We start from the raw sequence: 20,403 nt of genomic DNA, 5'->3' as shown, positions 1-20,403 counted from the left end.
CGGCTTGATCTAATCGTTCAATACGTCTATTCAGTCACGATTCGAATCACATGGGCAATCGGACAGGAGCCCTGTACGGCTTGTTCTGGCAGCACAACTTTTAACCCTGTATCTGTATGTGTGTAATCTAACACCTCACTATTATCGAACCATTGTACGTCCAAGACCGCTTCGTCATATGGAATGTGTATTTCTTGTTCCATTGCAGCATCTGCTGTCTTGTATAGCTTGAAGCAGAAGATCTCGCCGCCCTTCCGTGTGAACGCATATCCATCTCGGAAATAAGGCTCCGCAATCCGTGTGCCATATACAGCTTCACCGTATTGCGCCAGCCATGCGCCCAATTCCTTCATTCCCCGAATTGCGCCCTCAGGCAGTCTGCCATCCGGCTGCGGACCGACGTTTAATGCTAGATTCCCACCCTTAGACACAATTTCGAGCAGAAGATGTACGATCTCACGACCGGATTTGTAGGTATCCTCATATTTGAATGAAAATGACGTGCCCAACGTAATACAGCTCTCCCAAGGGATATGCATCGCCCGCTTCGGAATCGTCTGCTCTGGCGTAACTACATTCTCATACGGCCCTCCAACGGTACGATCCACAGCTAACAACCAAGGCTGATGCTCGCGCATTCGATCCACAATTTCATCCAGCCGAATGTCCTGCTTCCGCTCTCCACCGCGAACCCATCCCGCATCGAGCCACAACATATCAATGCGGCCGTAACGCGTCAGCAATTCTTCAATTTGGTCGTGCGTGAACTTCACGAATTTCTCCCATAGCCACGGATACTCGGTCGGATCATAGGATGGCCCCCGCCACATATGCTGCCCGCGTTCCATCCCAGGCGCCCAATAATATGGTGTGTTCCAGTCGGCTTTGGAGAAATAAGCCGATATCGCGAGACCTCTGCTGCGGAATGCATCAAAGATGTGCTTACATAAGTCCGCATATCGATGCGCATGAAAAGGCGTCTCTGATCCGGTAATCCGATAATCTGTTGTCCGTGTATCCCACATGCAGAAGCCGTCATGATGCTTGGTCGTGAAGGTCAAATATTTGAATCCGCCCTCCGCCGCAAGATCGGCCCATAACTCCGGTTGCACGCGAATCGGATTGAAGGTCTTATTCAAATCAACATATTCTCTTTTGAAGTTCTCCATATCTTCAGTCCAGTCCACGCCGCCACGGGACCAATCGCCATCTGCATCACTTAAAGCCCACGATTCGACTAATCCGAGTTGTGAATAAGGACCCCAGTGCATCATCAGGCCAATTTTCTGATCTTTGAACCATTCCAATCGCTCCAGCAGAACCGGGTCAGTCGGCTTCACCCATTCCGATTCAGCACTATAGTTATGAACTCCTTCTTCAACCTCCGATTCGTTCACAACGTTTTGATCTGATTCTAATGCATCCATTTGATACCCTCCCATAACTTCGCTTTAAGTTGAATTGAAATGTTGTGCATGCCCCCATTGTAGATCCCCACGTGTTAACCAACAACAAACAAGAATAACCCGGTTTAACCTTTTTCACTTGCCTATATAACAAGAAAAAGCAGCGATCCTCATCGCTGCTTTCACTGTTTTCTACTACCAAACTATTTTCAACAGAACTATACCAATTGGCTGAGCGCCTTTGCCTGCACTTCAAGCTTACCTGTCGCTTCACCAATCCCTGCAAAGACATCCACAGCGTACTGAATTTGTTCCCGGCTATCTTGAATGGCCGCTTGGGAGCTTTTCGTACTGACGTCAATCAGCTCGACTTGCTTGGAAATGCCTTCAACCGTGTCCTGTATCTCTTTCGCGGCTTCTTGAACCTGGTGCGCAAGCTTCCGTACTTCTGTCGCTACAACATTGAAGCCACGTCCATGTTCACCGGCATGCGCAGCTTCGATGGCTGCATTCAGAGCAAGAAGGTTCGTACGGGAGGCAAAATCATGTATCATTCGAACAATACCCCCAACAGCTTCTGTCCGCTGCTCCAAGTCTCGAAGAAAATCCAAATTGCTCTCATTCTCACGAACGACCCGTGAAATGGCCGATACCACTTGTCTACTACGATGAATTCCTTCTTCCGTCCGTTCCAATAATTCTTCCGCCATTTGATGCAGCTCACTCGTTACCCTGGCTGCAGCAGCTTCTCGTTCTGTAATATCTGTAGCAACTTTAAGAACCGCCACGACCTCTGCATTCTCATTATGTATCGGCATATACGTAGCTTCGAGACAAAGAATCCTCCCGTCTTTCGCCACGCGAATGATCTTCTCTTGAAATTTCTTACCTCGCCGTAAATTATCCCACAGCATATTGTACTCTGCGCTCTTTGCGAAGCTTGGTGTACAAAATTGACGATGATGAATGCCCTGTAACTCCGAAACCTGATATCCCATCGCCTGAGCAAAATGTTGATTCGCCCATAGAACCTCCCCCTGCACATTAAACTCGATCATAGCCAAGGATTGCTCTAATGCTGACAACACCGCTTCGACATCTAATACCTGCGTACTTTTATGGACCACACGTGTCTCTATACTCAAGCTTCATCTTCCTTTCCGTGCCGAATCAAACCGTTCTATTGATACGAAAAAACCTGGAATCCTCTAGGAATTCCAGGTTGCTTCATGTAATGCGGTCGGCGGGATTTGAACCCGCACACCCTATGGGCGCCACCCCCTCAAGATGGTGTGTCTGCCGTTCCACCACGACCGCATGTTACGAGGGATATAAAACTGGTGAGCCATGAAGGACTCGAACCTTCGACACCCTGATTAAAAGTCAGGTGCTCTACCAACTGAGCTAATGGCTCTTACTGACTGAACATGATGAGCTCAGTATAAGAAATGGTGACCCGTAGGGGATTCGAACCCCTGTTACCTCCGTGAAAGGGAGGTGTCTTAACCCCTTGACCAACGGGCCTTGCGTATTAATTTCGTTCACGATCTTCCGTGACAACAGAATTTATATTATCAGATATTCTTGGACATGGCAAGTGTTTTTTTTAACTTTTTTTCATGAACAGTCGATATGGTATAATTATTCCAATTCCAGGAGGTGTACAAGCATCATGCTAATTTACAATCAAGCAACACACCAAGTCTCAAAAGCCCCCCTCCGCATGCCGGAGGACCACGAAATCGTATGGATTAATATGATTCAACCTTCGAGTGAAGAGATTCACCATGTGCTCCAAAATATGTTCAATTGCCACCCGCTATTGATTGAAGACTGTATCAAACAGAACCAACGTCCCAAGATCGATCAATATCGCGATAATGTACTCATCACATTCTATACGCTAGTGAACCCACTCAAGCTGATTGAACTCGATATTGTCATCGGTGCGAATTACATTATTACCATTTGTCAGACACCACTGCCCTTGCTGCACGAGCTATACGAGAAGCTTCAACAAATTGAAGGACGAATCGACCATACCGGTCGGATTCTGTACTTCATTCTCGATCGATGCGTAGACCAATTCGTAGATAGCATCTCTGTCATTGAAAATAAGTTGGAGAGTTACGAAGAAGCCGTGTACAAGGACCCCTATGTCCGTATATCGCAGCAGGTCTTCAAACAAAAGCGCGCGCTCCATCATATCCGCCAAGTGCTCGCTGATCAGAAGACCTTGATCAGCACGATCAGCCACCGTCAGTTCCCTTATACGAAGGAAGAATCGAACGCCTACTATATGGACATATACGACCATATCTCCCGGGCAATTGATTCGATTGATATCTACCGTGAATCGCTTAACAGCCTGGTGGAAATGCAGATGAGTATGAAATCTGACCGGATGAATGAGATCATGAAGACGTTGACGATTTTCAGCGCCATTTTCCTGCCTCTCATGTTCATGTCCAGCTTATACGGCATGAATTTCGAATATATGCCCGAATTGAAGTTCAAGCTCAGCTACCCGATTATTCTCATCATCATGGCGATCATTGCCGGAAGCCTCTATATTTATTTCAAAAGAAAGAAATGGCTCTAACTGCCGGCCCGTTCCTTCAACTTATCATTGAGCGTCTCCCACAGATAGAACGTGACATAACTGGACCACGGAGCCCAAGCGGCTCCGATCCGACGCACTTCCGCTTCGGTCGGTTTGTCCTCCATCCCGTAGAGCTTCTTCACCCCATTGCGAAGACCGATGTCGGCTGCAGGCAGCAGATCCGTCCGCCCCATTCCGAACATCAGGAAGCATTCAACGGTCCAACGTCCAATCCCGCGCAGACGACTAAGCTCCGTAACAATCTCATCATTTGTCTTCGTGAAGAGTCCATTCAAATCAATCTGTCCCTCTGCCACCAATCGTGCAAAATCAATAACGTACTCTGCTTTACGCTGGCTATACTGCAATTCGCGAAGCTGACCGTAATCAAGACGCGCCACATCTTGTGCCGAAGGAAACACAGGCAGCTCTAGCCCCTCCCACATGACGGGTTTCGCTGTCAGCTCCATCAGTCGCCGATTAAGCGTCGATGCGAACGCCAAATTCAACTGCTGTCCAATAATCGTCTTCGTCATGCATTCGAACAAGTCTGCTTCAAGAATGAATCGTAAGCCGTAGAAGCGTTCCACTAAAGGTTGATATAGCACATCCGCTGCCATCTGATCGTAGAAAGATTGGATATCCAAATCCGCCGATAACATAACACGAATGTATTGCTTGAACCCCTCCACATCGTTGATATGTCTAAGCCCCTCCCCATACAACGCAATTTGCAGCTTCGGGTTCTCGATACTTCCAATCGAATCGACCGCAAGCACAAGAACCTGATCATCGAACCGGATCGTTCGCAATAGTCGATCACCCTGGAAGCGGAACATTTCGTGATTCACACCTTGCACACGACGTATCATTTTGCCAAAATCATAAGGCGCACGGGGTTCCATTTCGTACATCAATCTATCCATTCATACGAACCGCCTTTCAAATTTACAGAATAATAATCCAATGCATGAGAATCCTCCGTCCAAGGTATCTTATAGGATGGATTCAATAAACAACGAGGAGGCACACCACATGGCTAAACCAGATGACCGTTCTGATAACGCAGAGAAAATTCAAAACGCAATTCAGAACACCAAACAGAACATGGAAGAGACGAATCAATATCTCGACGAGCATGCCGACGAGATTTCCAGCAAGGAGAACCGTCAGTTAGAGCATAAAAATGAGAAGCGTAAAGCCGCGATCCGTGGACTGGCTGATGAGCTGCAAGACGAACAATAATGAGCGTATGAAAAATACCCCCACAAAGTGATGGATTGGCTTCGAGGTGATTCAGGTACTTTGCGGGGAAGCGAAACTTTATCAATTCTAATGAAAAAAAGAGCCTTCACAGGCTCTTTCTAATTGTTATGTATGGCGGAGAGAGAGGGATTCGAACCCTCGCACCGCTTACGCAGTCTAACCCCTTAGCAGAGGGTCCCCTTATAGCCACTTGGGTATCTCTCCAGATAAGAATGGCTCCCCGAACAGGACTCGAACCTGTGACAACTCGATTAACAGTCGAGTGCTCTACCAACTGAGCTATCAGGGAATATTCAAAAGTGACATGATTTAATTTATCACGAAATGTAAGCGAAGTCAAGTCACTTCAAGCAAAAAAAGTTCAAGCCTCCCTCTACACTTTCCACAAGCATATTTTCGCGGATCCATACGCCGTTTGCGCTTATACGACATCCCGCATCGTCCACATCGCAGCTCATAGCGATAGGGCTCAACACGTCGCTTTGGCTTCATTGTCGTCGGCAGATGACTGCAGAATCGACTCCCGCCAACCTGCTCGAGTAAAGTCTTAAACTCTGCATCTCGATGCTGATAACCTCGCTTCTGAATATGCAGATGATAGTGGCATAATTCATGCTTAATAATCTTTTCAACCTCATCCACTCCATGGGCCTCCAGTTGATGGGGATTGATCTCAATATCATGGCTCTTCAGAAAATAACGCCCGCCCGTCGAACGCAGCCTGGGGTTGAATCTGGCGCGATGCCGGAATGGGATCCCGAAAAACTCTAATGAAATGCGTTCAATCCAAGCTTGTAATTCCGCGTCATCCACTGTCCATCTCCCCTTCCAATGCTCGTCCGCCAACTCTTAAATTGTAACGCCTACTTAGGCTGCACTGTCAAGTAGTGATTGCTTTGAATTCTCTGGATATCCCCTATGCGATGGCAGCTCGCCGGATCAATTATCACGTAAGAATGGCGGATATACCGATCAGCGCCGTCAATCCAAATGCCTGTATTTCCGAGTCATTCTACCGTCCTTTTCCCTTCCGCATGCCCTCCCTATAATGCTTGAATTGTAACGCCTACTTAGGCTACACTGTCAATTAGGATCGTAAATTGAGGGGAGATTTACTACAAATGTCGAAGATGCGTTACATCATTCTACAGCATGAGAGCAGCCTTGAATTTATCGAGATGCCTAGCGATTATGCTTATCAACTTAGTGCATTGAATCTACGCCTGAACAAAGAAGTAAGCAAACTTACCGCCGAAGAGGTTCCCGTTCTTCCATTAGCGATTGCAGAATGCGATTCGCTGGAGCTGCTGCAAGAGACTTCAAAAATCGAGGGCGGCCTTGATTATTTGAATCGTCTGGAGCAATCCTTCGCATCCATTCAAGAGAAGAGCTATCCGCTCATCTCGCTGCTTACGGAAATCCGCGCCTTGCAAGCGCAATTAGAACAATGGTACGAAGAGGAAGCATAAAAGTACCCCACAAAGTGGAGCAATGGCTTCGAAGCGGAATCAGGTACTTTGCGGGGACCCCGGGAACATACAAAACAACTCACAAATTGAGGCCTTGGCTGTGATGTCAATTCAGTTGCTTTGCGGGGACCACAAAGGCATATAAGTTTTATTCCTTGTCATCTGCAACAGGACGTGCACAGGATCGCCTTTCCGCCCATATGGTAATATTACACCAGGTTTGGGAGGAGGAAGGGCAATGCCGCAATGGCTGTGCAATCAACTCATGAAAGCCTTCCACAAGAAAGACCGTCGGCAAATCAAGTTATTAAATGATTGTTGGTTCTTCTATTCACGAAGATCCATGTCCACTCACGAAGAGACGCAAGCATAAGCGACTTCGTCGTCCTTGTAAGGACGGGAAGCGTTTAAGCGAGACATATAAGAACAGTTTATTCGTGAAACTAATAAATTCTTATATTTTCGAAAATGCAACAGGGTAGCGCCCAGGACATCATCAACTGAAGTCCCACGGGCCGCTACCCTGTTTTATGCTATAAGCGCTCTGTAATGGTTAAGATGGCTTGCGCATCGTTAACCCAACACGCCCCTTCTTCTCATCCACATGAAGTACCCATACTGTCACATTATCTCCGACCGAGACCACGTCCATCGGATGCTTCACGAACTTGTCGCTGAGCTGTGAAATATGGACAAGCCCGTCGTTCTTGATTCCAATATCCACGAAGGCTCCGAAGTCGATTACATTACGAACCGTTCCGTGCAACTCCATCCCTGGCGTTAGATCTTCCAGCTTGAGTACGTCCGTACGGAAAATCGGCGGCGGCAGCTCCTCACGTGGATCACGGCCTGGACGCTGCAAGCTGTCTAGAATATCACGGAGCGTCGGAACCCCAACCCCAAGCTGATCCGCTACACCCGAGGGATCAACGGTCGAGAGCGCCGCTGCAAGTTCCTTCGAGCCCACTTGATCAAGTTCATAACGCAGCTCTTTGAACAATTGATCCACGACATTGTAGGATTCCGGGTGAATCGGCGTCCGATCGAGTGGATTCTCTCCATCACTAATTCGCATGAAGCCAATACACTGCTCATACGTCTTCGCCCCGAGACGTGGTACCTTCTGCAATTGCTTCCGTGAGGTGAATTTGCCATTCTCTTCGCGATACTTCACGATATTCTTCGCAATCGTGCTGTTCACGCCTGCCACGTACGACAGGAGGGACGGTGACGCTGTATTCACATCGACGCCTACGTGGTTCACGGCCGACTCGACGACTGCGCCTAAGCTCTCTTCTAATCGTTTCTGCGTTACATCATGCTGATATTGTCCAACCCCAATTGCCTTCGGATCAATCTTCACCAATTCCGCGAGCGGATCTTGCATCCGGCGTGCAATCGATACGGCGCTGCGCTCAGCGACATCCAGATCTGGGAACTCTTCCTGGGCAATCTTCGATGCGGAATACACGCTGGCACCCGCTTCACTAACGATCAGATATTGCAATCCGCGTCCTTTATTCTTGCTCATCACATCTACAACGAACTGCTCCGTCTCCCGCGATGCCGTGCCGTTGCCAATGACAATAAGCTCAATGTCATATTTGCTAATCAATCGGTTGAAGATGGCCTCGGCTTCAGCTACTTTATTGTTCGGCGCTGTAGGGTACGTCACCGCTACCTCGAGCAGCTTGCCCGTCTCATCCACGACAGCTAGCTTGCAGCCAGTCCGGAATGCCGGATCGACACCTAACACGCACTTCCCTTTTACTGGGGGTTGTAAGAGCAGATTCCGAAGGTTGCCTGCGAAGATCTGAATCGCCTGTTCCTCCGCCTTCACCGTTAATTCATTACGAACCTCACGCTCGATCGAAGGTGCAATGAGACGCTTATAAGCATCCTCAATGACCACCATCAATATGTCTTGAACGACGGAGGCACCTCGAATTACTTGTTTGCCTATATATTGATGTATACGATCTGTCTGTACATCAATCGATACTTTGAGGATATCTTCTCGTTCTCCACGGTTAATCGCGAGTGTACGGTGGGGCGGAAGCTTCTTGATCGGTTCCTGATAGGCATAATACATCTCATAGACCGATTCCAGCGCCGCATCCTTCGTTTCCGAACGAAGGAGTCCTTGATCCACTGTGTATTGACGCACCCACGCTCGAATTTTCGCATCATCCGCAATGATTTCTGCCAGGATATCCATTGCGCCTTGTAATGCTTCCTCTGCTCTTGCTACCCCTTTTTCGGCGTCTACGTATGCAGCAGCCTCTTGCAGGGCATCCCCTTGTTTCGGCTGTGCCCAAATCCATGCAGACAAAGGCTCTAGCCCTTTCTCCTTCGCCACACTCGCTCTCGTCTTCCGCTTCTGACGGTATGGACGATACAAATCTTCAACCTCTTGCAGCTTCTCTGCGCTTACAATCGCCTTCTGCAGCTCTTCCGTCAACTTCCCTTGCTCATCAATGATACGGATCACTTCACGCTTCCGCTCTTCTAAGTTACGCAAATAATTCAGTCGTTCTTCAATGGAGCGAAGCTGATTCTCATCCAGCTCTCCCGTCATTTCTTTTCGGTAACGTGCTATGAACGGGATTGTATTCCCTTCGTCAAGCAATTGGACGGTCGTCCGCACCTGCTTCAGCGCGAGCCCAATCTCCTTCGCCATCTGCTTCATTATACGTTCGAGTTCCGCGGCTTTCATTGCTCCTTCTGCTGTTCCAGCCACCGCTGTCTGTTCCGTCATTCACAATCCCTCACTTTGTTAACATACTTCTTCTATTGTCTCAAAATGACAAAAAAAAACAAGGGCTCGAAGAACCCTCGCAAGTCTAGTACTTCAAAATTCGATTAATCCGATGCTGATCTGGAGACCATCGTCTACCTTGCGCATCGTTTCCTCATCAAGATGAGTGATTTTATCGGTAAGCCGCTGCTTATCGATGGTTCGAATCTGTTCGAGCAAAATAACAGAGTCCCTGTCAAATCCGTGGGTCTCTGCATCAATTTCCACATGCGTCGGCAGCTTTGCCTTCTGAATTTGCGCTGTAATAGCCGCGACGATGACGGTTGGGCTGAAGCGATTGCCGATGTCATTCTGGATAATCAATACAGGTCTTACCCCACCTTGCTCCGAACCGACGACAGGCGAGAGATCCGCAAAAAATACGTCGCCACGCTTCACTATCAATGGTTACACCCCGCTCACTAGACGACCAAGAGTGCCCTCCGCATCTTCCTCCGCGTAAAATGCTTCCGATGCCATGGTCAAATTAATTTTGGCCATCTCCATATAGCCACGTTGCATCGATTCCCGAATATACCGTTTCTTCCGATCCATTAAATACAACTTCATTGCTTGCCGAATAAATTCACTTCGGTTGGAATTTTCCTTTGCCACGATCCCATCCACTTCTTGCAGCAGATTGTCCGGCAGACTGATCATGATCCTTTTCGTGTTCTGAACATTGGACACTTTTACTCGCACCCCCACAAACTTTCAACAACAATTAATACCAGTATGTCGATAACCGAGGAAATTTATACAAAAGAATATATATGCTTGATATATACCAAGTATGATCACTGGATTAGCATATGCCCGCGAATCGGGTGTTATCGGCTGCTATACTCATGTACTTATTCGAGAATAGGATGCGAAAACCCTTTAAATACGACAATGAAATTATTGGTAAATATTGCTGTAGTTCACTTTTATATCAATCGATTGTCAATTTCGACTGGCACACCGTCACGCATATAGATACGCGGTACACGATTGGCCAGCATACAGATGATCTCATAGTTGATAGTACCTGTATGTACTGCAATTTCTTCAACACGAATCTGTTCTTCGCCTTGTGAGCCGATCAGGACAACCTCTTCCCCAGCCTGAATCTCCTCTGCATCAGCTTCCAGATTGCTTAACTGCACCATGCATTGATCCATACAAATCGTACCTACGACAGGTACACGTTGACCTCGGATCAATACTTCCACTTTACCGCTCATCATGCGTGAAAATCCGTCAGCATAACCGACAGGCAACGTTCCGATGCACTCATCTTCCTGCTCGGTGATATATCGTTTGCCATAACTAATCCCGATATCTTTCGGCAGCCGTTTCACTCGTGTGAGTCTCGTCCGCACCGTCATTATCGGCTCGAGCTCTACCCGCTCCTTGAGCACTTCTTCGGAAGGATAAAGTCCGTATAAGCTAATTCCTAGACGCAGCATATTACCTGTCAATTCAGGCAGATCAATCCCTGTTGCACTATTCCCTGTATGAATGATGGGAAGCGTGATGCCGCGCTCTTGCAACATATCAACCGTTGCTTGAAAACGCCGATGCTGCCCCATTGTATATTCCTTATCTACCTCGTCTGCACAGGAGAAATGTGTGTACATGCCTTCGACTTCAACCTGCGGCAAAGCAAGCATCTGTTCCACAAAATCTGCTGCTTCCTTACCATATAAAAGTCCGAGTCTGCCCATTCCTGAGTCCACTTTGATGTGAACCTTAAGCTGCTGTGGGTCTTGAGGTAAGGCTGCAATTGCCGCTGCAACCTCTTCACTGAACACGGTTAGTGTAACACCATGTTGTCTTGCAACAGCAACCCCTTCGGGGCCTGTATATCCTAGGACGAGTATTGGCGTCTGTATTCCTGCATCACGCAGTTGAAGGGCTTCATCCAAAAACGCTACGCTCAAATAATCGATACCGAGCCGCTCCGCTTCGCGTGAAACGCCAACCGCTCCATGTCCGTACGCATTCGCTTTGACACAAGCGAGAAGCTTCGTGTCTGCTGGAATCAAGCTGCGGAATGCCTCGATGTTATGCTGCAATGCGTTTAATGAAATCTCAGCCCGTGTCGGGCGATAATATGAATTCAATAACTCCACCTTCTCTTCAAGCGTCACTAAGTCCGATTCTAATACACATTATTTAATCCTAACGGCCTGGAACTGTCAATGCAATGCACTTAATCATGGGATATAATATATATTTTTCCAATTGAATAGGTTCAAAAAGAAAAAGCTGTGCTTCGGGCATTGGTTTACCCTTCACACAGCTTCATCCTATAAGGTTCTTATTTACCCGATTGGTCGATCAAGGAAGTTGCAATGCTGACCATCTCGGGCTGCGGCAGGTCTGCACTGGAGAGACGGTATTCGATACCTTCATCCGTCATCCAAGTTAATGTGCGCTGTTCTGTGCCTGTCAGATGACCAATCGTGAAACCAAGGTCCACGCTCTCGCCGTCCATAATCGCCACTTTACGATCTTGAGGTCTAGATTCGCGAAGGCTGAAGTTATAATCGCCTGAATATCTGAGAAGCACGGCATAATCTGGCGCTTCCGAAATTTCTTTGGCATCCTGCAGCGTCACATTTGCTGGAATATAACCTGGCTCAATCATACCGAATGGACCCAAATCTTGTGTTGGTTCAGTCGTTGTCTCCTTGCTCGGCTCCGTGGATGGTTCTCCTTCCTTCGTGGAAGCTGCAGGATCACCCTTCTCGGTTACTTCACCCGTCGTAGGCAAGACCTCGATGTTCATGCCTGTTGTCATGTTGCGCTGCATCTCGAAGGAATCCTTCTCGAATTTCGCATTGAAATCGAATTGGTCGAATTTCACCTCGACGACGACATTCGAATTTGCATCGGTCACTTGAACTTGTTTAGGCGCATACGTCTCTTTATTTAACCAAATCTTCTGGCGAACCAGTGCACTCGTCTGATAATTCGCTAGCACATCGAACACGTAAGATTCTTTCTCCGATGCGAACTGGCGCGTATTGTCTTGAAGGATGCTATGTACCAAGGTTTGGTAAAGGTAGACCTGACCTTGTTTCTCCGGCCAATCGCTCTGGAAGCGGAAGCTCTTGTTCAAGCTAGGCGTCAAGACGAACACGCCTTCATCGTTGCGCAAGACGATTTGAGTAATATCTTTCTTGGCATTTTTGAGCGCAATGCGGTAGTACGATGGATTCTGATACCACACTTCAACCTGATACTCCTGCGGCTGCTGTCCCGTATGCAGTGTCATCGTACCTAATCCTTGATAACTCGATAGTTTGCTGACCACATGATCCAAATCCTTGACAATCGCTGCTGCATCTTTTGTCCCACACCCTGATAGCAAAAATGTTACACACATCACTATGGCCGTTATCCATGTGATCCGACGCATGAAATCATCCCCTCTGCACAATTGTTAATTCATTGATACATGTCTATGAGAGACCTTGGCCAATTATGCAGACTAGCATGACAAGCGTGACAACCTCTTTGGAGAGCTTGTCCGGGGGATTGGGCTGGTGGTGTGGGCGGCGGCGAGGGAAATAACTGTTTTTTAGCAGTTATTTCGGACGGGACGCAGCATGGAGTGCCATTTAACTGCATTTGTGCAGTTATTTAACGCGTTCCGCGGCCGCTCGGGCTATTTAGCTCCATTTGTGCAGTTATTTCGCTCGTTCCACCGCTGGTCGGGCTATTTAGCTGCATTTGTGCAGTTATTTCACGCCATTCGGGACATTTAACTGCATTTGTGCAGTTATTTAACTCGTTCCGCGGCCAGTTGGGCTATTTAACTGCATTTGTGCAGTTATTTAACCTCGTTCCACCGCCGCTCGGGCCTAATAACTGCATTTGTGCAGTTATTTCGCTCGTTCCGCGGCCGCTCAGGCCATTTAACTGCATTTGTGCAGTTATTTCACTCGTTCCGCCGCCAGTCGGGCCATTTAACTGCATTTGCGCAGTTATTTCGCTCTTTCCGCAGCCGTTCGGGCCATTTAACTAGATTTGTGCAGTTATTTCTCTCGTTCCGCAGCCGCTCGGGCCATTTAACTGCATTTGTGCAGTTATTTCGCTCGTTCCGCAGCCGCTCGGGCCATTTAACTGCATTTGTGCAGTTATTTAGCTCATTCCGCTGCCGATCGGGCTAATTAACTGCATTTACTCCAAGGCCCCCTAATTAAATTGGAGTCTCCCTACCCAAATAATTTAGAATAGAAATAAGGGAGATGATTTGGTATGGGTGGTAAGAGGCTGAAAGAGGAAATACGTATGAAAATTGTTCGAGAGGCGCTATCTGGTATTAAGGTTGGGGTGCTCGCCCGCATGTACGACGTCCATCCTGAAACCATTCGTTTATGGGTTAGAGATCACCGTGACACCATTCCACCAGAGGAGATACCTGTGACAGACGAGCACTTGCAAGAGCTCCAGCGACTGCAGGAAGTGGAAGAACGTTACGAAAAAGCGGTTAAGGTTCTTGGTGAGAAGGAGCTCGAGATCGAGATTCTTCGTGAGTTACTAAAAAAGAAAAACCCTGCTTATCCGAAAAATTTGAAGTAGCAGAACCATTCATTAAGCGGGGTGAAAGAGCAGCATTGGTTCTGCGTATCCTTGGTATCTCAGAATCCACTTATTACGATCGTAAAAAGAGAGCTGTTAATCCAGGGCCGGAACGTTCCACAAAAAGCCGGAGAGGCCGCCCAGTACCTGGATGTTCTTATACGTTTACGGGTGAGGTAGTGAGTGATGAACAAATTAATGAATGGCTGCTTGAGCTCATCGAGGGCGAAGAGCATGTTTATGGCTACAAGCTTCTTGCGCAGTGCATTCGTGACCAACATAACGTTAAGTTGAATAAAAAGAAGTCGTATCGTCTATGTAAAGAGCTAGGCATTCTCCAAAAACCGCGGGAGCGAGTACAGACGCACCCACGCAGACTGCCGAAGAACCAAGTAGTAACAGGATCCAACCAATTGTGGCAAATGGATATTAAGTACGGCTACGCCATCAAACAGAAGCGTTTCTTTTTTATGCTCAGCATCATCGATGTGTTTGATCGCGTCGTTGTTGGACAGTACAAGGGGCGGGTATGTGAGGCAAAGCTTGCCGTCCAAACGCTTTGTTATGCACTACAGAGTCGAGTTATACCGGATGAAGAGAAGCCTGTGATCCGCACAGATAATGGACCGCAATTTGTCAGCAAACTGTTTGGAGACATGTGTGAGTGCCTGGACATCGTCCATGAACGCATCCCACCACGGACGCCTAATATGAATGCTTATATTGAGTCGTTCCACAGCCTGTTAGAGCGCGATATATTCAGTAAAAGAGAGTTCATGACCTTTGAAGAGGCTTGTGAGGCACTCGATAAGTACATGGATTTCTACAATAACCGTAAAATGCACGGTAGCTTGAAGAGGATGCCTCCAACGGTATTTTCTAAGTGGGTCAAGACGCTGGAGGACTCCTCGGCATTTCATAAAGCGATGTAATGGCTCGAAATAAAGAGCTATGCTACGAATGAGTAATTTTTGTAGGGCAAGACTCCGGATTTAGGGGGCCTAGCCGTTTATGCAGTTAATTCACGCTCACCACATCACCTCATTCAACGATTTTGCGGCTAAACCGTACTTCGTCACTCTGATCCCATCCCTGCTTCGTACTGGGGTGAGCCAACCTTGCGCGCAGAGACCTCGCAGAACGCTTACTGCTGTGCGGTGGTTCAGATGCAATTGTGTTTCAATATCCTTCGGCCGAATCGGCCGTGCCAGCTGAAACGCCAATCGAATCACCTCTCTCTCAGCCCGCATCGCAAGATCATTCGATTCCACAACTGCATGGTATCGACTGAGGATCATGCGCAACAAAGTCATACATAGCTCAGGTCGATCTGCCACATCATCATAGGCGAATGATATAATGCGATACCCCATCGCTTGCAGAAATGTCTCCCGATTCAGTTCGTGACAGTATCGTTTACGATCCATATCCCTAACATGAGGGCCAAACCCCTTAATCTCAATGATCATTTTCAGCTCGCCTATGATCCAAGCAAAATCCGCGAAATACGACCTTCCCCTCCAATCCATCACTTCATACTCCGGATGTAGATTCTCTAGATTCCCTAATATAGGCCACCATACCTGGCGCAAAAAGAGCTCTTCTCCATGCTGATGCCCGCGTTCCAATCGCCCTTTTCGCTCGCCCGATCGTCGTCTCAGATGTGAGTTCAGCCAAACCTCATGCGCTTTTTCAAAATCCAATTTCCATCATCTCCGCTTCTGTACACAACAAAAAAAAAAAAAACGCCCCTGACCTTATCAATCGATAAGCAGAGACGTTCTTCGTCATGTCTTTCATATTTCATTCTTAAATGTGATCTTGATTTCTTTCATCATACCTGCCACACAACATCATTTCAACTACCCACTTACTGCGGCCTACTCCTTCGGTACCAACTGATAGATGTCCCCATTCTCTAAGCAGTCAATCAATCGATTCAACCAGGTGTAGTACCGAACCGCACCCTCCATCTTCCGCTTGTCCACTTCGAGAACACCGCGAATAGCCGTATCTTCAGGAATCTCCCGCATCATCCGACTGATCTCCTCAATCGAACGCCGAATGATCTGGATGTTCGTCTCCACCGCTTTGCGCCACTCGATGGCAAAATAGTCCGTAAACGTCTGGTACCAATCATATTCCACCTCATAGAGGTCCTTGCGGGAGCCTTTCTCCCACACTTTATTCACCATATTCAAATCAAGCAGCGTACGCATACTGGTACTCATGCTTGTTTTACTCATACTCATTTCCCGACCCATCTCATCGAGGGTCATCGGCTTGTCCGCGAAAAAAAGAAGGCCGTACAAATGCCCGGTAGATAACGTAACGCCGTATAAATCCATATTACGCCCGATCGCCTCGATGACACGTTTGCGTACGCGAAGCACAGCGCTTTGTTCCTCTTGACTTAACTGGTCCAAGCTCATTGCTTGTAACCTCCTATTCTCAATCCATCATAAAGCAGGCTCCGTTCTCCGTCCTGCAATGATCTCGCTACATTATTATGAATGATATTGGTAATTATAGTTATACCGTACTGTTTGTGATTTATGCCAAACGGCAGATCATTGTCTATTTTAAGGAAAGGGAAATTAAATGTAAAGGACCGCAAGTGTGCATTAGATCAAGAAAAATCAGGGAATATCAAGCAAGTATACTTTGTACAGTTTTTTCTGTACATACCAAATATACAGAATTTACGGTTGATCAATTGTGACTATCTCTGTTACAATGGGTAGCACATTATACATGCACCGAAGCTACCTATCAACTCAAAGGGGTGAATCGTATGGCTATATTAGAAATTAAAGATGTGATTAAACTGTTCGGACCTAACCAGGAGCAAGGCGTTGCTCTCCTGAAGCAAGGCTATACCAAACAACAGCTTGCCAAAGAAAAGCAGATTACGGTCGGGGTTAATCGCGTCAATCTCGATATTCAGCAAGGTGAAATCTTCGTCATTATGGGTCTCTCCGGTAGTGGTAAATCGACGCTCGTACGGATGTTCAACCGTCTTATCGAGCCGACATCCGGTCAAATCCTCGTGCATGGCAAAGACCTGATGAAGATGAACAAAGAACAACTCCGCCATGTTCGCCGCAAGACGATCAGCATGGTATTCCAGAAATTCGCACTCTTTCCGCATCGCTCCGTCATAGAGAATGTGGAGTATGGGCTAGAAATCCAGAAGGTCGATAAAAAGACACGTCGAGAAAAAGCATTACAATCATTAGAACTCGTCGGTCTTAAAGGTTGGGGAGACAAGAAGCCCGATGAGCTCAGCGGCGGGATGCAGCAGCGTGTCGGTCTCGCACGGGCGCTCGCCAACGATCCCGAAGTGCTGCTCATGGATGAAGCCTTCAGCGCGCTTGATCCCCTCATCCGCCGGGATATGCAAGATGAGCTGCTGGAGCTGCAGTTACGAATGAAAAAGACGATTATCTTCATCACGCATGACCTTGATGAGGCCTTGCGTATCGGAGATCGGATTGCGCTCATGCGCGAAGGTTCGGTCGTCCAAGTCGGTACGCCCGAGGAAATTCTGATGCAGCCGGCGAACCGGTTCGTAGAACGTTTCGTAGAAGATGTAGACTTGTCCAAAGTCTTAACCGCCTCCCATGTGATGCGACGTCCCGAGACAATCACGCTCGATCGGGGTCCAAGAACGGCACTACAGCTCATGCGTGAACGCGGTATCTCCAACCTCTTCGTCATTGACCGCTCCAAGCATTTGCTCGGCGTCATTACGGCCGAAGATGCGTCGAACGCTTATAAGCATCATCAGTCTCTCCAAGATATTCTGATCACCGACGGCCCGAAGGTCACGCCTGAACGCTTGATTGGCGAGTTATTCGAAATTACCAGCTCTGCGAAAGTACCGCTGGCCGTTGTAGACAGTGATAACCGATTGCTCGGCGTCATTGTCCGTGGGGCGCTTCTCGGTGCATTAGCCGGCGATTTCGACTTAAAGGAGGTGACCGATCATGCCTAAAATTCCTATTGCGGAGTGGGTGCAGAGTCTTGTGGAATGGATGAGCGATCATCTCTCCGTTCTATTCGATGCCATCTCACTCATCATTGCAACCGTCGTCGATTTTATTGCGTGGCTGTTCTTGCTCCCGCATCCGATTATTTTCATTCTCATTCTAGGGGTCATTGCGTACTGGGCTGGCCGCATCCCGCTCGCACTTTTCTCCATGGTCGGATTCCTATTGATCTATAACCTGGACTATTGGACTCAAACGATGGATAGTCTCGCCCTTGTCATTACGTCCGGGCTCGTCTCTATTTTACTTGGGGTACCGATCGGCATTCTAACAGCCTACAATCGTACAGCATCTCGCATTATCATTCCGATTCTGGATTTCATGCAGACGATGCCTGCCTTTGTATACTTACTGCCTGCGGTTACCTTTTTCAGCCTTGGCGTCGTGCCTGGGGTTATTGCATCGGTTATCTTCTCCATCCCCCCTACCATTCGGTTAACGCAGCTTGGTATCAAGCAAGTACCGGAGGAACTGGTCGAGGCATCGAATGCCTTTGGATCGACTGCATTTCAGAAGTTATTCAAGGTTCAATTGCCTTTGGCGATGCCAACGCTCATGGCAGGCGTGAACCAGACCATCATGCTCTCGCTATCTATGGTCGTTATTGCATCCATGATCGGAGCACAAGGGATCGGAGCGGAAGTCTATCGCGCCGTTACGCAGCTCCAGATCGGTAAAGGCTTCGAGGCTGGTCTTGTCGTTGTTGTTCTAGCGATTGTGCTCGACCGTCTGAGTCAGAATATATTCAAGACGAAGAAGAGATAAGTACGCTCTTCCTATTCGCGAAAGGAGTGAACAGACATGCGCAATTTAAAAACGATCCAAGTCGTTCTGGTTAGTCTCCTGATGGTCACATTGCTATCGGGTTGTCTTAATCCAGACCGACGAACATTAGGTGAGACTATACCGAAGAGCAATAAATCAATAACTTCCGATGAATCCGTAGGGGCACAGACGAACTATCAGATTATTGGAATTGATCCCGGTGCAGGGATTATGAAGGCGGCGCATAAAGCCCTCCAGGATTATCAATTAACGGATTGGAGTCTTGTGGAAGGATCAGGTGCAGCCATGACTGCTACGCTTGATAAAGCCATTAAGCAGCAAAGCCCCATCATTATTACGGGATGGACACCGCATTGGATGTTCTCGAAATATGAGCTCAAATATTTGGAGGATCCAAAAAAATCTTTCGGAGAAGCGGAAGAAATCCATACCATTGCCCGTAAAGGCTTAAAGAAGGATCACCCTGTCGCGTATACCTTTCTGGATCGATTCGAATGGACACCGGAAGAGATGGGTCAGATCATGACTGCCATTCAAGAAGGGGTCTCACCTGCTGACGCAGCAAAAAAATGGGCCGAAGCCAATCCAGGGCGCATTAAACCATGGATTGAAGGGCTTCAGCCGGTCAAAGGCGATTCGATAAAAATCGGATATGTCGCATGGGATTCAGAGATTGCCAGCACAAATCTACTCAAATATGTGCTTGAGACCAAGCTTGGATATAAGGTTAACGCCTTACAAGTCGAGGCTGGACCCATGTTCACGGGTGTAGCGAATGGCGATGTCGATGTCTCGGCTGCGGCATGGCTGCCATTAACACATGCGGATTACTGGGCGAAGTATAAGGATAAGCTCGATGATCTCGGACCGAATATGACCGGTGTGAAGACGGGATTTGTTGTACCAGCCTATATGAATATCAACTCTATTGAAGATTTGCATTCGTAAGCAAAAGCAGGCTTAATAAGATAGGCTGATTTCATGTAGCAAGTTCAATCATGCAACATAAAATGATGTAAAATAATCGATATGAAGTAAAAAAAAGGTTTGACACTTCCTTTCATCGGGAGTATCATTCGGAAGTATTCATATGTCCTCGTTAGGTGAGGCTCCTATACAAATACAGGCCACTGCCCGGAAACATCGAAAGATGCCAATGGGTAGAACAGGGATTGCCGGATTAAGGCTTTTCATAAGGTGGCTAAGAGATGTATCCATCTCTTTACGTTGTATAGTGCCAAAACTCGACTAGGGGGAACGGATGTTTATTTGCGCGTCCTTAAACCCTCTAGTCCTGCTAGAGGGTTTTTTGTTTTCATTTGAAACTAGGGGGGAACTTCCACATGGACGGTAGTCCGAGTTGTAATTGTTACAGTCATAATCTTCGTACAATGAGGGAGAACGATGTTCTCATCGCTCACATTTATACTCCATGCGTTCGTTCTCGGCG

20 protein-coding genes, 5 tRNA genes, 1 pseudogene and 1 riboswitch are annotated in these 20,403 nt (G+C 47.5%); of the genes and pseudogenes, 9 read left to right on the top strand and 17 right to left on the bottom strand.

What is annotated here, in order from left to right:
• Nucleotides 1–26 precede the first annotated feature (26 nt).
• From AC3WU2_RS21430 to AC3WU2_RS21410, 5 genes are all read right to left on the bottom strand, one after another.
• Nucleotides 27–1,427: an alpha-L-fucosidase gene (locus AC3WU2_RS21430; protein ID WP_492457066.1), complete on the bottom strand. Its 1,401-nt coding sequence runs from the start codon at nt 1,425–1,427 to the stop codon at nt 27–29.
• Nucleotides 1,428–1,624: 197 nt separating this feature from the next.
• Nucleotides 1,625–2,551, bottom strand: a complete 927-nt coding sequence (locus AC3WU2_RS21425; protein WP_492457065.1) for a methyl-accepting chemotaxis protein — start codon at nt 2,549–2,551, stop codon at nt 1,625–1,627.
• Between the two features lie 90 nt (nt 2,552–2,641).
• A tRNA-Leu gene (locus tag AC3WU2_RS21420) sits at nt 2,642–2,723 on the bottom strand.
• Nucleotides 2,724–2,744: 21 nt separating this feature from the next.
• A tRNA-Lys gene (locus AC3WU2_RS21415) sits at nt 2,745–2,820 on the bottom strand.
• A gap of 35 nt (nt 2,821–2,855) precedes the next feature.
• A tRNA-Glu gene (locus tag AC3WU2_RS21410) sits at nt 2,856–2,930 on the bottom strand.
• A 148-nt stretch (nt 2,931–3,078) separates the two neighbouring features.
• On the opposite strand from AC3WU2_RS21410, the gene corA reads away from it, so the two are divergent.
• Nucleotides 3,079–4,008 carry a magnesium/cobalt transporter CorA gene (gene corA, locus AC3WU2_RS21405; RefSeq protein ID WP_492457064.1) on the top strand — a complete coding sequence of 310 codons (930 nt, stop codon included), beginning with the start codon at nt 3,079–3,081 and terminating at the stop codon, nt 4,006–4,008.
• On the opposite strand, the gene AC3WU2_RS21400 is transcribed toward corA, so the two are convergent.
• Nucleotides 4,005–4,934: a DNA-3-methyladenine glycosylase family protein gene (locus AC3WU2_RS21400; RefSeq protein WP_492457063.1), complete on the bottom strand. Its 930-nt coding sequence runs from the start codon at nt 4,932–4,934 to the stop codon at nt 4,005–4,007. The genes corA and AC3WU2_RS21400 overlap by 4 nt on opposite strands.
• Nucleotides 4,935–5,043: 109 nt before the next feature.
• Here AC3WU2_RS21400 and tlp point away from each other — a divergent pair, with 109 nt between their 5' ends.
• Nucleotides 5,044–5,253, top strand: coding sequence for a small acid-soluble spore protein Tlp (gene tlp, locus AC3WU2_RS21395; protein WP_492457062.1), 210 nt, complete (start codon nt 5,044–5,046; stop codon nt 5,251–5,253).
• Nucleotides 5,254–5,386: 133 nt separating this feature from the next.
• Here tlp and AC3WU2_RS21390 read toward each other — a convergent pair.
• The 3 genes from AC3WU2_RS21390 to AC3WU2_RS21380 form a co-directional block, all read right to left on the bottom strand.
• A tRNA-Ser gene (locus AC3WU2_RS21390) sits at nt 5,387–5,478 on the bottom strand.
• A gap of 9 nt (nt 5,479–5,487) precedes the next feature.
• Nucleotides 5,488–5,563 (bottom strand) — tRNA-Asn (locus tag AC3WU2_RS21385).
• Between the two features lie 47 nt (nt 5,564–5,610).
• Complete coding sequence (locus AC3WU2_RS21380; protein ID WP_492457061.1) at nt 5,611–6,087, bottom strand: SprT family protein; 477 nt, start codon at nt 6,085–6,087, stop codon at nt 5,611–5,613.
• 308 nt (nt 6,088–6,395) lie between these two features.
• On the opposite strand from AC3WU2_RS21380, the gene AC3WU2_RS21375 reads away from it, so the two are divergent.
• Nucleotides 6,396–6,743, top strand: a complete 348-nt coding sequence (locus AC3WU2_RS21375) for a hydrolase/acyltransferase (protein ID WP_314586663.1) — start codon at nt 6,396–6,398, stop codon at nt 6,741–6,743.
• Nucleotides 6,744–6,981: 238 nt separating this feature from the next.
• On the top strand, nt 6,982–7,116 hold the full coding sequence (cmpA, locus tag AC3WU2_RS21370) for a cortex morphogenetic protein CmpA (RefSeq protein ID WP_314586665.1): 135 nt from the start codon (nt 6,982–6,984) through the stop codon (nt 7,114–7,116).
• 180 nt (nt 7,117–7,296) lie between these two features.
• Here the strand turns inward: cmpA and AC3WU2_RS21365 are convergent, their stop codons facing one another.
• From AC3WU2_RS21365 to AC3WU2_RS21340, 6 genes are all read right to left on the bottom strand, one after another.
• Nucleotides 7,297–9,501, bottom strand: coding sequence for a Tex family protein (locus AC3WU2_RS21365; protein WP_492457060.1), 2,205 nt, complete (start codon nt 9,499–9,501; stop codon nt 7,297–7,299).
• Nucleotides 9,502–9,594: 93 nt separating this feature from the next.
• Complete coding sequence (locus tag AC3WU2_RS21360; protein ID WP_026263981.1) at nt 9,595–9,945, bottom strand: type II toxin-antitoxin system PemK/MazF family toxin; 351 nt, start codon at nt 9,943–9,945, stop codon at nt 9,595–9,597.
• 3 nt (nt 9,946–9,948) lie between these two features.
• Nucleotides 9,949–10,230 carry a CopG family ribbon-helix-helix protein gene (locus AC3WU2_RS21355; RefSeq protein WP_018757642.1) on the bottom strand — a complete coding sequence of 94 codons (282 nt, stop codon included), beginning with the start codon at nt 10,228–10,230 and terminating at the stop codon, nt 9,949–9,951.
• A 239-nt stretch (nt 10,231–10,469) separates the two neighbouring features.
• The gene (gene alr / locus AC3WU2_RS21350) at nt 10,470–11,648 is read right to left on the bottom strand and encodes an alanine racemase (RefSeq protein WP_492457059.1); all 1,179 of its coding nucleotides are present in this window, start codon (nt 11,646–11,648) and stop codon (nt 10,470–10,472) included.
• 197 nt (nt 11,649–11,845) lie between these two features.
• Complete coding sequence (locus tag AC3WU2_RS21345; protein ID WP_492457058.1) at nt 11,846–12,949, bottom strand: LolA family protein; 1,104 nt, start codon at nt 12,947–12,949, stop codon at nt 11,846–11,848.
• 392 nt (nt 12,950–13,341) lie between these two features.
• Nucleotides 13,342–13,509: a hypothetical protein gene (locus tag AC3WU2_RS21340; RefSeq protein WP_492457057.1), complete on the bottom strand. Its 168-nt coding sequence runs from the start codon at nt 13,507–13,509 to the stop codon at nt 13,342–13,344.
• Nucleotides 13,510–13,791: 282 nt separating this feature from the next.
• On the opposite strand from AC3WU2_RS21340, the gene AC3WU2_RS21335 reads away from it, so the two are divergent.
• On the top strand, nt 13,792–14,115 hold the full coding sequence (locus AC3WU2_RS21335) for a transposase (protein WP_492457056.1): 324 nt from the start codon (nt 13,792–13,794) through the stop codon (nt 14,113–14,115).
• 35 nt (nt 14,116–14,150) lie between these two features.
• Nucleotides 14,151–15,047 (top strand): IS3 family transposase, encoded by an 897-nt coding sequence (locus AC3WU2_RS21330; RefSeq protein ID WP_492457055.1) that lies wholly within the window; start codon nt 14,151–14,153, stop codon nt 15,045–15,047.
• A 96-nt stretch (nt 15,048–15,143) separates the two neighbouring features.
• Here the strand turns inward: AC3WU2_RS21330 and AC3WU2_RS21325 are convergent, their stop codons facing one another.
• Both AC3WU2_RS21325 and AC3WU2_RS21320 read right to left on the bottom strand, forming a co-directional pair.
• Nucleotides 15,144–15,818 (bottom strand): DUF559 domain-containing protein, encoded by a 675-nt coding sequence (locus tag AC3WU2_RS21325; RefSeq protein ID WP_492457054.1) that lies wholly within the window; start codon nt 15,816–15,818, stop codon nt 15,144–15,146.
• Nucleotides 15,819–15,995: 177 nt separating this feature from the next.
• On the bottom strand, nt 15,996–16,547 hold the full coding sequence (locus AC3WU2_RS21320) for a GbsR/MarR family transcriptional regulator (protein ID WP_492457053.1): 552 nt from the start codon (nt 16,545–16,547) through the stop codon (nt 15,996–15,998).
• A 362-nt stretch (nt 16,548–16,909) separates the two neighbouring features.
• On the opposite strand from AC3WU2_RS21320, the gene AC3WU2_RS21315 reads away from it, so the two are divergent.
• The 3 genes and pseudogenes from AC3WU2_RS21315 (at nt 16,910) to AC3WU2_RS21305 (ending at nt 19,901) form a co-directional block, all read left to right on the top strand.
• Complete coding sequence (locus AC3WU2_RS21315) at nt 16,910–18,112, top strand: quaternary amine ABC transporter ATP-binding protein (RefSeq protein ID WP_492457052.1); 1,203 nt, start codon at nt 16,910–16,912, stop codon at nt 18,110–18,112.
• Nucleotides 18,102–18,927, top strand: a pseudogene (locus tag AC3WU2_RS21310) (ABC transporter permease); the annotation flags it as partial. The gene AC3WU2_RS21315 and the pseudogene AC3WU2_RS21310, both read left to right, overlap by 11 nt.
• Nucleotides 18,928–18,968: 41 nt before the next feature.
• Nucleotides 18,969–19,901 (top strand): glycine betaine ABC transporter substrate-binding protein, encoded by a 933-nt coding sequence (locus tag AC3WU2_RS21305; protein WP_492457051.1) that lies wholly within the window; start codon nt 18,969–18,971, stop codon nt 19,899–19,901.
• A 140-nt stretch (nt 19,902–20,041) separates the two neighbouring features.
• Nucleotides 20,042–20,216, top strand: a riboswitch (M-box (ykoK) riboswitch).
• Nucleotides 20,217–20,403 lie beyond the last annotated feature (187 nt).

Source organism: Paenibacillus sp. EB106-05-06-XG162, from assembly GCF_058791655.1.
The sequence above is the reverse complement of the archived record's forward strand: the minus strand, read 5'-3'. Positions and strand labels throughout refer to the sequence as shown.